The organism is Desulfovibrio sp. An276 (genome assembly GCF_002159665.1).
Lineage (GTDB): Bacteria > Desulfobacterota > Desulfovibrionia > Desulfovibrionales > Desulfovibrionaceae > Desulfovibrio > Desulfovibrio faecigallinarum.
The window spans coordinates 16,545-28,193 of sequence record NZ_NFJC01000037.1 but is presented as its reverse complement, the minus strand read 5'-3'; the positions used below and the strand labels follow the sequence as shown (position 1 = coordinate 28,193).

At 55.6% G+C, this 11,649-nt stretch carries 12 protein-coding genes; 5 read left to right on the top strand and 7 right to left on the bottom strand.

Features of this window, described 5'->3' with window-relative positions:
* Positions 1 to 232 (bottom strand): hypothetical protein (locus tag B5F76_RS15390; RefSeq protein ID WP_239407051.1); only part of this gene is annotated, 232 nt, incomplete at its 3' end.
* Between B5F76_RS15390 and B5F76_RS15170 the strand changes: the two genes are divergently transcribed.
* Entirely contained in the window at positions 141 to 629 is a 489-nt protein-coding gene (locus B5F76_RS15170; protein ID WP_239407050.1) for a type II restriction endonuclease, read from the top strand. The genes B5F76_RS15390 and B5F76_RS15170 overlap by 92 nt on opposite strands.
* Complete coding sequence (locus tag B5F76_RS15165; protein WP_204218405.1) at positions 601 to 855, top strand: DpnII family type II restriction endonuclease; 255 nt, start codon at positions 601 to 603, stop codon at positions 853 to 855. Before B5F76_RS15170 ends, B5F76_RS15165 begins: the two co-directional genes overlap by 29 nt.
* A gap of 123 nt (positions 856 to 978) precedes the next feature.
* Here the strand turns inward: B5F76_RS15165 and gap are convergent, their stop codons facing one another.
* From gap to B5F76_RS12210, 6 genes are all read right to left on the bottom strand, one after another.
* On the bottom strand, positions 979 to 1,995 hold the full coding sequence (gene gap, locus B5F76_RS12240) for a type I glyceraldehyde-3-phosphate dehydrogenase (protein WP_087354985.1): 1,017 nt from the start codon (positions 1,993 to 1,995) through the stop codon (positions 979 to 981).
* A 249-nt stretch (positions 1,996 to 2,244) separates the two neighbouring features.
* Positions 2,245 to 3,372, bottom strand: a complete 1,128-nt coding sequence (rodA, locus tag B5F76_RS12230) for a rod shape-determining protein RodA (protein ID WP_087354981.1) — start codon at positions 3,370 to 3,372, stop codon at positions 2,245 to 2,247.
* A 51-nt stretch (positions 3,373 to 3,423) separates the two neighbouring features.
* On the bottom strand, positions 3,424 to 5,277 hold the full coding sequence (gene mrdA / locus B5F76_RS12225; protein WP_087354979.1) for a penicillin-binding protein 2: 1,854 nt from the start codon (positions 5,275 to 5,277) through the stop codon (positions 3,424 to 3,426).
* Entirely contained in the window at positions 5,252 to 5,731 is a 480-nt protein-coding gene (locus B5F76_RS12220; protein ID WP_087354977.1) for a hypothetical protein, read from the bottom strand. The genes mrdA and B5F76_RS12220 overlap by 26 nt, the downstream gene beginning before the upstream one ends.
* 15 nt (positions 5,732 to 5,746) lie before the next feature.
* Positions 5,747 to 6,673 (bottom strand): rod shape-determining protein MreC, encoded by a 927-nt coding sequence (gene mreC / locus B5F76_RS12215; protein ID WP_239407049.1) that lies wholly within the window; start codon positions 6,671 to 6,673, stop codon positions 5,747 to 5,749.
* A 120-nt stretch (positions 6,674 to 6,793) separates the two neighbouring features.
* Positions 6,794 to 7,834 carry a rod shape-determining protein gene (locus B5F76_RS12210; RefSeq protein WP_087354973.1) on the bottom strand — a complete coding sequence of 347 codons (1,041 nt, stop codon included), beginning with the start codon at positions 7,832 to 7,834 and terminating at the stop codon, positions 6,794 to 6,796.
* A gap of 507 nt (positions 7,835 to 8,341) precedes the next feature.
* Between B5F76_RS12210 and B5F76_RS12200 the strand changes: the two genes are divergently transcribed.
* From B5F76_RS12200 to folD, 3 genes are all read left to right on the top strand, one after another.
* Positions 8,342 to 9,154: a type III pantothenate kinase gene (locus B5F76_RS12200; protein WP_087354969.1), complete on the top strand. Its 813-nt coding sequence runs from the start codon at positions 8,342 to 8,344 to the stop codon at positions 9,152 to 9,154.
* A gap of 123 nt (positions 9,155 to 9,277) precedes the next feature.
* Positions 9,278 to 10,594, top strand: coding sequence for a phosphopyruvate hydratase (gene eno, locus B5F76_RS12195; protein WP_087354988.1), 1,317 nt, complete (start codon positions 9,278 to 9,280; stop codon positions 10,592 to 10,594).
* 108 nt (positions 10,595 to 10,702) lie between these two features.
* Positions 10,703 to 11,563, top strand: coding sequence for a bifunctional methylenetetrahydrofolate dehydrogenase/methenyltetrahydrofolate cyclohydrolase FolD (gene folD, locus B5F76_RS12190; RefSeq protein WP_087354966.1), 861 nt, complete (start codon positions 10,703 to 10,705; stop codon positions 11,561 to 11,563).
* Positions 11,564 to 11,649: the final 86 nt, after the last annotated feature.

The following is an 11,649-nucleotide window of genomic DNA, read 5'->3' as shown; positions in this document are numbered from 1 at the left end:
CCATATTTTCTATAGCATTTACGGCAATGGGAGTAAAGTAATTGCTTGAAAAAATTATAATTTCGTTGACACAATAACCGTATGGTTCTACTTTTACCCAACTCTTAGGGTATAAAGTTGAATTAAACATTCTTAATAGTTTGATTGCAAGTAAGGAAATAGAAACTGATTTCAAAAATCTCTTAGAAAAATATCCTTCTTGTCTTAAGGCAATTCCCATTCTGCTTGCCAAACGTGAATATGAAATTTATTGCATGGATGAAAAAGGAACTTTTAATTTCAGCTTTAAAAATATAAATTATTCAATAGATGATTATGTTTATTTCATGAAGGAGACGGGATTATTTGATCTCATTGAGAATCATATAATATCAAATTTGTATGATTACGTTTTAGGTGTAAATACAGGTCTTGATTCAAATGCTCGAAAAAATAGAGGAGGGCATTTGATGGAGAATCTGTGTGAGAATTTTATTAAAATAACTGGTCTTCCATATAAAAAAGAAGAGTATATAGAAGATATAGAATCAAGAACAGGATTGGATTTGTCATCATTAAGTAATCAGGGTGATTCAACAAAAAGATTTGATTTTGTTATTTATGGAAAAAAATTTTACATATGCAGTTGAGTGCAATTTTTATGCTTCTTCTGGTTCGAAACTGAATGAGGTAGCAAGAAGCTATAAAAACATAGCACAACAAGTAGAAAAAATACCTAATTTAACATTTATTTGGATTACAGATGGACAAGGATGGTTTGATGCAAAACACAATCTAAAAGAAACTTTTGATATACTGGAAACAATTTATAATATCAATGATTTGGAGAATAATGTATTGAAATCACTGTCTTAGGAATGTTATAAGTATTGCTTATTGGGAAATATTATTAGCTAATATGTGAAATGGCACAAAAAAAGAAGGGGCAGTCCGCCAAAAAGCGAGCTGCCCCTCGTCCTATGAGAGAAGTTGTACGGCTTAGAGGCCGCGGTCAGCCATCATGCAGCACACGTCGCAGACGCGGTTGGAGTAACCCCACTCGTTGTCGTACCAGGAGACAGCCTTGACCAGGGTGCCTTCCTGCACTGCGGTGTACTCAAGTTCCACAATGGAGGAGCGGGGGTCGCCCTTGAAGTCCATGGAGACCAGGGGCAGTTCGTTGGTGCCGAGGATGCCCTTCAGATAGGTCTGTTCGGCTTCCTTCAGGGCTGCGTTCACTTCCTCGGCGGAAGTGGCCTTGCCCACGATGGCCGTGAAGTCGACCACGGACACTGTGGGGGTGGGCACGCGCAGGGAGTAACCGGAGAAGCGGCCCTGCAGTTCGGGGATGACCTTTGCCACAGCCTGGGCTGCGCCAGTGCTGGTGGGAATGATGTTGCAGGCAGCCGCACGGGCACGGCGCATGTCCTTGTGGGCCATGTCCAGAATGCGCTGATCGTTGGTGTAGGAGTGCACGGTCACCATATTGCCGAGCTTGATGTCAAAGTTCTTGTGCAGAACGAGAGCAAGGGGAGCAAGGCAGTTGGTGGTGCAGGAAGCGTTGGAAACAATGTGGTGCTTTGCGGGGTCGTAGTTCTGGTCGTTCACGCCCATGACGAGGGTCAGATCCTCGTTCTTGGCAGGAGCGGAAATGATGACCTTCTTGGCGCCGTTTTCGATGTGCACATGGGCCTTGGGGCCTTCGCGGAAAAGACCGGTGCTCTCGATGACGATGTCGACGCCGTAGTCGCCCCACTTCAGGTTCTTGGGATCACGTTCTGCAAAGCAGTGGATGTTCCAGTCGCCGACCTTTGCTTCCTGGCCGTCCACCTGGGCGTCCAGATGGGCGCGGCCGTAGCAGGAGTCGTATTCGGCCAGTTCAAAGTTTGTCTTTGCATCATAGAGATCGTTGAGGGCAACGACTTCCACGCGATCGCGGTAGCTCTGATGAAGAGCGCGGAAAACCTGTCTGCCAATACGACCGAAACCATTGATGCCAACGCGAACTTTAGCCATTGGAGTAGTACCTCGCTAAGTATTTGAATGTTGGGGCATGAAGGCTGCGGCCGCTGGCGCGGAAAATTCTCTTTTTCCGGACATCGGCTGCCATGATTGTGCCGCCATGCAGGAAAGGGACGGGATGCATGCAAAGAAATGCTGCGATGACGAGGACCGCAGAAAAACTTTCTCTCAGTGTCCGCAATACTATACGAGGCGAAAAAGTGCGTCAACAAGGCCTGTTTTTCGTTTTTGGGACAAAACTGGCTATTTGCGCACGGCATAGCGTCGCATGGAAATATTGAGGACAAGACCCACAAAGATAAAGTTTACGATTGTGGCAGAGCCACCATAGCTTATGAAGGGCAGGGGGATGCCCACAACGGGCATGAGGCCTACCACCATGCCCATGTTGATGGCGATTTCCAGGATGAAATAGAAGAAGACACCAACACACAAAAGGCTTCCGAAGCGATCCTTTGCCTGAATGACCGTAGTCAGGATGGTGAAAAGGAAGATGGCAAAGAGCGTCACAAGGGCAAGGCAGCCCACAAAGCCCCATTCTTCGCCGAAGACTGCCACGGCAAAGTCCGAGTGCCGTTCTGGCAAAAAGCGCAGCTGCGACTGCGTGCCCTGTGCAAAGCCCTTGCCCCAGAACTGCCCGGAGCCTATGGCTATGCGCGACTGCAAAATATGGTAGCCGGCTCCAAGCGGGTCCGCGTCCGGGTTCAGGAAGGTCAGTATGCGCTGGCGCTGGTAGTCGTGCATGCCCACAAACCACATGAAGGCTGCGGCGCAGGGGATGATGAGTACGCACACGCGCAAAACCGCCAGTTTGAGGCCGTGGAAAAGGACCATGCCTGCCACAATGAAGAGCAGCATGAGGGTGGTGCCAAGGTCCGGCTGTTTGACAATGAGGGCTATGAGCGGAGCAGCAGCCAAAAGAATCTTCAAAAAGGATTTCCAGCCAAGTGTCTCGTTTTCGTTTGCCATGAGCTTGGCTGTGACCAAAAGCACGGCAAATTTGGCAAGCTCCGATGGCTGTATGCTGAAAAGGCCCAAGGAAATCCAGCGTTTTGCCCCATAGACCGTTGTTCCTATCAATGGCACAAGGCAAAGAAGCACCAGGGTCACAGCGTACAGATGCCAGGCAATGGAGTAGAGCCTGCGGTAGTCGAAGGACATTGTCATGGTCATGCAGCAAAGCCCCAAAAGCCCCCAGAGAAACTGCCTCTGGTAAAAGCTTGCCAGGGTAAGGCCTGACTCGACCCTGGTGCCGCTGGCAGAAACGAGGTTCATCTCGCCTACGGCAAAGAGCGCCAGGGCGCAGACCAGAAGGGCCCAGTTGAGGTGGCGCAGCAAAGGCTGACGCTTTTCAATGCCCTTGATTTCCATGATGTTCTTCCCTCAATTCTTCGAATGCATAGCGTAGCGTGCCGCAAGGCTCTATTTGGGAGCGTCCTTAGGGCCAAAGAGGTGATCGTAGACTTTGGCAGCCACAGGGCCTGCCACCGAGGATCCGCCACCTCCGTGTTCGACCATGACAACGACCACGTAGGTTTTGCCGTTCTTCTTGCCAAAGGTGGCGATCCAGGCGTGATCGCGCTCGCGCCAGGCCATTTCGCTGGACTTGCGCCTGTTCTTGCCAAGCTTGACCACCTGGGCCGTGCCTGTCTTGCCGCCCATGATGGCGTCCTTGCGGCCCACAACCTTGGCAGTGCCGCCGCTTGCCGTGCGCTGCATGGCCCGCACGATAAAGTCCAGCGTTTCCTTGCTTGCCGGAATGCGCATGCGCACTGTCCGCTCCTCGTCGTCCACAAGGAGGGGCTTCAAGATGTCTCCGCCGTTGAGCAGGCCAGAGACGTAGACGGCTATCTGTATGGGAGTGATGAGCGTGTAGCCCTGACCAATGGAGGTGTTGTAGGTGTCTCCCCTGGTCCAGGATATCTTGTGGCGGCGCTTCTTCCAGTCCCTGGAGGGCACGAGGCCCGATTTTTCGTGGGGAAGATCTATGCCTGTGCGCGAGCCAAAGCCGCTGGCCCTGGCAAAGGCCTCGATGGCGTTGATGCCTATGCGTTCGGCCATGACGTAGAAGTAGACGTCGCAGGAATTGAAGAGCGCCTGTTCGAGGTTTTGTCTGCCGTGGCCGCTGTGCTTCCAGCAGCGGAAGATCTGGTTGCCGAGCTTGGCGTAGCCCGGACAGTTGACGGACTCGTTCGGGGAGATGCCCTTTTCGATGAGGCAGCCTGCCATGACGAGCTTCCAGACCGATCCTGGCGGATAGACGCTTTGTATGCTGCGGTTTTGCAGGGGGAATCGCGGCGAGGTGCGCAAGGCGTCCCAGTCGCGGTGGGAAATGCCCTTGGCAAAGAGGTTGTTGTCGTAGGCAGGGGCAGTGACCATGGCACGTACCTTGCCGGAATCCGGCTCCATGACGACGATGGAGCCCGCCTGGCTGCCCAGAGCGTCCCAGCAGGCCTTTTGCAGATCCCTGTCAATGGCAAGGTGCATGTTGGTCCCGCCTATGGGTTCCTCGCGAAGGACCCTGTCTATCATGTGGCCCGAGGCGTCCACCTCGATGTCGTAGAGGCCCTTTGTGCCGCGCAAACGCTTTTCCATGGTGAGCTCAAGGCCTGCCTTGCCCACAAGATCCCCCATGGCAAGATCCTCGTCCTTGTCCAGTTCCCTTTCGTTGGCCTCGGCAACATAGCCCAGGATGTGGGCAAAGAGGTCCTTTTCGGGATAGCTTCTGCGCGTGAGCACAACGATTTCAAGGCCGGGCCAGGCGTAGAGCTCGCTCTCAATGCGGGCCATAAGGGCAAAGTCCAGGTCCTGGGCAAGCAAAAGGGGCTCGAAGGATTTGACCTTGAAGCGGCTTTGGCGGTAGCGCTCCTCGATTTGCTCCAGGGGAAGACCGGTCCAGACACTCACGCGGGCAAGGGTTGCCGTGAGATCGCGCACGTCGTCGCGGATAAGTGACAATCCGAAGGTTGTGCGATTGTCCGCGAGGACATTGCTGTTCACGTCAAAGATGCGGCCGCGCGGGGCAGAGACCTTTTCCTCGCGCCAGTGATTGTTCTGCGCCTGAATGGCAAAGTCCGCGCCCTGATGGACCTGCAGGATCCAGAAGCGCGAGGTAAAGACAACAAAGAAGGTCAGGATCAGAAGTTCCAGCAGGATGACGCCGCGCCGCGGGGGCTGGTAGGCCTCGTTGTTCTCCTTGGCAATGCGTATTTTCGGCTCGTTTCTGCCCTGCAGGGATGTTCCCTGCGCATCAGGATTCTGCTTTCTTTTCGTCATGGACAACAAGCCGTCTCAAGCGCCCAAGCATGGGCCAGGCAACAAGGATATAGAAGGTCTGAAGCACGCCGTCGTGCACAATGACGTTCATGTCAAAGGGCACGTTTTGCAGGGTAGCGAAAAACCAGGAGTAGAAGCCGTGCAAAAGGCCCATGCAAAGGGACACCAGAAGAAAAAAGGCGCCTTTTGCGGCCAGGGCAACACCCTGGAACAGTTTGTTGATGAGAAAAAAGGAGCCTATGTAGAACATGGAAAAGCCGAAGGAGAGGCTTCCCATGCCTTCCTGCAGGATGACCACAGCGGGCACAAGCCAGACCATGGTCTTGTAGTCCCGCTCAAGGCTCACAAGGATGATGCCGACAATGAGTGCGTCAAGGCCTGGCACGTAGAGCTGCAGGATGATGCCGCCAAAGAGGAAGGCGAGCCACCAGAAGATGTTTTGCAAAAGACGCATGGCCCAAACCCCAACCTAGCGCGTGCTTTTTTCTGCGCCTTCCTTCTCGTCCCTCGTTTTGAGAAAGTCCGGAAGGGGCGGCCCTACGAACGCGGGTGCAGGGGAGGCTGGCTCTGGCGGGCGCACAATGCCCGTAGGCTCCAAAAGCAGCACTTCCTCTGTGTGGCTCATGTCTGCCAATGGCTCTGCCAGTATGGTCATGAACTCGCTTGAGCTTGAGGGGCGCATGGAGAGGATGCGCGCGACAGGAATGCCCTTGGGGTATTTGCCGTCGAGGCCAGAGGTGACCAGAAGCTCGCCTGGTTCGGCTTTGGTGGCCTTGTCCATGTAGCGCACTTCCATGGGCCTGTTGGGACCAAGGCCAGTGAGGATGCCTGGCGTCCTGCTTTTTTGCGTGAAGATGGCAATGCGGCTTGTGGGGTGGGTGAGCAAAATGGCTGTTGCCGTGTGCGGGGCAGCTCTCAGGACCTTGCCGATAAGGCCCTGGTTCGTGACTATGGGGGTTCCTGGCGCAGCACCCGTGGTGTAGCCGCGGTTGATGGTAAAGGATTCGAGCTGGGAGTTGGGACCTATGCGGCCAGCCAGGATGCGGGCTCCGAGCGGCGTCCAGGACACGTCCAGGGGCATTTTCAAAAGCTCGCGCAGCCTGCGCAGCTCTGCCATGTCTTCGCTCTGGGCCAGGACCTGGGCCTCGAGCACCTGGATGCGCTTTTGAAGGGCGACGTTTTCCTCGCGCACGTGGACAAGGTCTATGTAGCCGTTCCAGAGATCCGCCACGGTTGCCTCCAGCTGGCGCACGGGGTTGAGCACAACGCCCGTCACCTCAAGGCCGATATTGGTCGTTACGCGATCCAGCACGCCTGTCGTGCGGTTGAGCGTGTACAGGGCCAGGAAGAGAACCAGCAGAAGGCCTGTCGTGATGAGGGCATGGCGAAAATTCACAAAATGTTCCCGTTTGCCGCTAAGGAAGAGAGGAGGGCCCATGCAAAAACAGGGAGGCGCCCCGGTCGGACCAGGAAGGCGCCTCCCTGTTCAGGAAAAGAGCGTATCCCGGAGAAAACCCTAGTCGATGCACACTTCCTTGAGGATATTGATGTTGTCCAGGGCCTTGCCGGTGCCAAGAACCACTGTGGAGAGGGGATCCTCGACAACGGTGATGGGCAGGCTTGTTTCCTCGCGAAGGAGCTGATCGAGGCCCTTCAAAAGCGCTCCGCCGCCAGTGAGCACGATGCCGCGATCGACGATGTCGGCAGCAAGTTCCGGGGGAGTCTGCTCGAGCGCAAAGCGGACAGCCTGCACTATGCTTTCCACCTGTTCGGAAATGGCCTTGCGCACCTCTGTGGAGGTGATGGTGATGTTCTGGGGAATGCCGGTGACAAGATCGCGGCCCTTGACCTGCATTTCCTCCTCGGGTTCGAGGGGGTAGGCAGAGGCTATCTTGATCTTGATGTTTTCGGCGCTGGTTTCGCCAATGAGCATGTTGTACTTGCGCTTCACGTGGGTCATGATGGCTTCGTCCATCTTGTCGCCACCAACGCGCACGGAACGGGAGTACACAATGCCGGACAGGGAGATGACAGCCACCTCGGTGGTGCCGCCGCCGATGTCCACAACCATGTTGGAAATGGGTTCCTGAATGGGCAGATCCGCGCCAATGGCTGCGGCCATGGGTTCCTCGATGAGGTACACTTCCCTGGCACCCGCGGATTCGGCAGACTCGCGCACTGCGCGCTTTTCCACCTGCGTGATCCCTGTGGGCACACAAATCATGATGCGGGGGCGCACGATGCGGCGGGTATTGAGGGCCTTGGCAATAAAGTGCCTGAGCATGGCCTCGGTGACCTCGAAGTCGGCAATGACGCCGTCCTTCATGGGGCGTATGGCCTCGATGTTGCCGGGAACGCGACCGAGCATGCGCTTTGCGTCGTGGCCTACGGCGAGGACGACCTTGTTGCCCCTGTTGTCCTGCTTGACTGCGACAACGGAGGGCTCGCGCAGGACAAGGCCCTTGCCCTTCAAATAGACGCAGGTGTTGGCAGTGCCGAGGTCTATGGCAAGGTCATTGGAAAAAACACCGAGTATGGAATCCAAAAATCTGGACATGTGCTTGAATATGCCTCACAAATCTAGCGATGACGCTGCGAGCTCGGCCGCCTTGCCCAATCTCTGAAAAGCCTTGGATGGGTTGGCCTTGGGACGGGACACGAAGGAAAGAGCAAAACAGGGCCGTTTGAAAAGGTTTAGTTCCGACAAAAAGCCCAAGAAGTCAAGATGTCGGGCAAGGCCCTTCTTGCGGACAATGCAGGACAAGTGCTTTGAATGTTTGAATATGTTGGCGCAGCGGTTGCAGCGATATTGCAAGTCAGGATGCGCGAAGGGATTTTTTGTGAAAACCATGGGGAAAACCGCAGACAGGTAGGGGGGAAAGGGCAGGCATACCTGTCCTTTCCAAAAGAGCCGGATCCGTCCTTTTGCGCTTCTTGCACATGCCTGCGCTCTCTGGCAAAATGACGCGTATTTTGGCGATGGGCTCTCCCTTAGGGGACATCCCCATATGCCACCCAAATCCCGAACAACCATAACCCGGGGGCAACAGCGGAGCCAAAAGCCATGCCGAGCGACAAGTCGTACAATCTCATTCTGGTCGATGTGGGCAACACAACGATGAAGATCGGCGTCGTGCACGATGGCCTGCGCGAGGTCTACAGCCTGCAGACCAACAGCGGCCAGACAAGCGACACCCTGGGACTTTCCCTTGTGGAACTTCTGCGCCACGCAGGCTGCGAGAAGGAAACGTTTTCAGCCTGCGTTGTCTGTTCCGTGGTGCCAGCCATGGACCCCCTTTTCAGGGCAGCCATTGCCCGCTTTGTGGGCTGTCCCATATTCTTTGCGCCAAGGGATCTGCCCGTGCCCCTGGAAAACCGCTACCACAGGGCGGAACAGGTGGGAGCGGACAGGCTGGTTGCGGCCTATGCCGCCCGTGTGCTCCACCCCGAAACGCCGGCCCTTGTTGTTGTGGACTTCGGCACTGCCGTCACCTTTGACTGCGTGCAGGACAATTCCTACCTTGGGGGCCTCATCTTCCCCGGGCCCATGACTGCCCTGAATGCCCTTGCCGGGGCTACGGCAAAGCTTCCAGGCGTCAATCTCGACTGCGAGGATCTTGAGCCCACACCGGGCAGGGACACGTCCACAAGCATACGCCACGGCATCTTGTTCGGCTTTGCAAGCCTTGTGGACGGGCTTGTCGCAAAGCTTTCCGCACAGCTGAAAGGCCCTGTGAAGGTGGTAGGCACAGGCGGCTTTGCCCAGAGCATAGCGCGCATAGCACCCTCCCTGCACGAGGTCACCCCGGATCTGCTCTTGCAGGGGCTGAAGATTTTGTACGCCCAACGAGAGTCGGACTCTGGCATCGAACCATAACCATAACAAATACAGCAAACAATACTGGCCCAATATCCGTTTTTGGCAGGCAGCATCAGCTGCCGAAACGAAAAGCCACTTTCTTTAAGGACAGCCTCTCTGGCTGTTTCGGAGGACATTCCCGTGAGTTCCATTGTATCCGTTTATGGCCGTGAAATTCTCGATTCCCGCGGTAACCCCACAGTTGAAGTGGAAGTGACACTCGAAAGCGGCATTTCCGCCCGCGCCGCAGTGCCTTCCGGTGCCTCCACGGGAAGCCGCGAGGCGCTCGAGCTTCGCGACAAGGATGAAAAGCGCTATCAGGGCAAGGGCGTGCTCCAGGCAGTCGAGCACGTGAACAACGAAATTGCCCCTGCCATCATGGGCATGAATGCCCTGAACCAGGTGGCTCTCGACAACGCCCTCATCGACCTCGACGGCACGGACAACAAGTCCCGCCTTGGCGCCAACGCCATTCTCGGCGTGTCCATGGCCACAGCCAGGGCAGCCGCAAACTTCGTGGGCCAGCCTTTGTACAACTACCTTGGCGGCATCAACGCCAAGGTTTTGCCTGTGCCGCTCATGAACATCCTGAACGGTGGTGCACACGCCCCCAACAATCTGGACATCCAGGAATTCATGATCATGCCCGTGGGCGCCAAGACCTTTGCCGATGCCCTGCGCATGGGTGCCGAAATCTTCCACACCCTGGGCTCCATCCTGAAGAAGGACGGCCTTTCCGCCACGGTGGGCGACGAGGGCGGCTACGCTCCCAATCTGAACAGTCACGAGGAAGCCTTTGCCTATATCACCAAGGCTATCGAGGAGACCGGCTACAATCCCGGCTCCGAGGTGATGCTCGCCATCGACGTGGCCTCTTCCGAGTTCTACAAGGACGGCAAATACGTCATTGCCGGCGAGAACAAGGAATTCAACAATACGGAGATGTGCGAATGGCTGGCCGATTTCTGCAAGCGCTACCCCATTTACTCCATTGAGGACGGCATGGCCGAATCCGACTGGGACGGATGGAAGATGCTCACCAATCGCCTTGGCGACGATGTGCAGCTTGTGGGCGACGACCTCTTTGTCACCAATTCCTCCATCCTCTGGGAAGGTATTTGCAACAACGTTGCCAATGCCATTCTCATCAAACTGAACCAGATCGGCACCGTGACCGAAACCATGGACGCAATCGAGCTCGCCAAGAACAATGGCTACGCTACGGTCATTTCCCACAGATCCGGTGAAACCGAGGACAGCTTCATTGCCGACCTCGCAGTGGGCGTGAACGCCGGCCAGATCAAGACAGGATCCCTGTGCCGCTCCGAAAGAATGGCAAAGTACAACCAGCTTCTGCGCATCGAGGAAGAGCTGGAAGACGCAGCCGAGTACTGCGGCGCTGCCCTTCTGAATCAGGTCGCTCCCGTGACCGAGGATGAGCATGAGGACGAGGAATAGGAACGTCCCTGCATTACACAGTCTGGAACAGGGGAGAGCCTTCTCCCCTGCCTGGCGGCAGCCCGGGATACCCCGGGCTGCCCGTTCATCTCAAAACAGGGAGGGCAGATGATACTTATAGATGGCAAGAAAACGGCCGCGGATATCCGCGGGGAAATCGCAGCCGAGATAGCCTCTGCCGTTGAGCGGGGCGTGCGTGCCCCTGGCCTTGCAGTGATACTGGTGGGAGAGGACCCTGCCTCCCAGGTCTATGTGCGCAACAAGGAAAGAGCCTGCGATGAGACAGGCATACGCTCCATCCCCCACCGCCTTCCTGCCACCACAAGTCAGGAAGAGCTTTTGGCGCTCATAGAAAGTCTCAACAACGATCCCGAAGTGGACGGCATTCTCCTGCAGCTGCCCCTGCCAAAGGGCCTTGATGCGGACAAATGTCTTCTGGCCATAGATCCCGACAAGGATGTGGACGGCTTCCATCCCGTAAGTGTGGGTCGCCTGGTTCTGGGGCTCCCGGGCTTTGTGTCCTGTACTCCTGCAGGCGTCATTGAACTTTTGCGCCGCTACGATTTGCCAACCGAGGGCAAGCGCGCTGTGGTGGTCGGCAGATCCAACATTGTGGGAAAGCCCTTGGCCTCCCTTCTCATGCGTCCCGGAAAATTCGGCAACGCCACTGTCACAGTGTGCCATTCAAGGACAGCCAATCTGGCCCAGGTGTGCCGCGAGGCGGACTTTGTCTTTGCGGCCATAGGAAGCCCAAAGTTCATCACCGCAGATATGGTGAAGGAAGGGGCAGTCGTCATCGATGTGGGCATCAACCGCACGGACAATGGCCTTTGCGGCGACGTGGACTTTGAGGAAGTGAGCAAGAAGGCAAAAGCCATAACGCCCGTTCCCGGCGGTGTCGGCCCCATGACCATAGCCATGCTCCTTGCCAATACCCTGCAGTCCTGGCGGGCTCGTCTCGGCCTCTAGAAGACCCTGCAAATTCAAGAAATTTCAATATCTTCCCTTGCTTTCCGGCGTTTTGCGGGGCTTGTCCCTTAGTTTAGCATACGCTA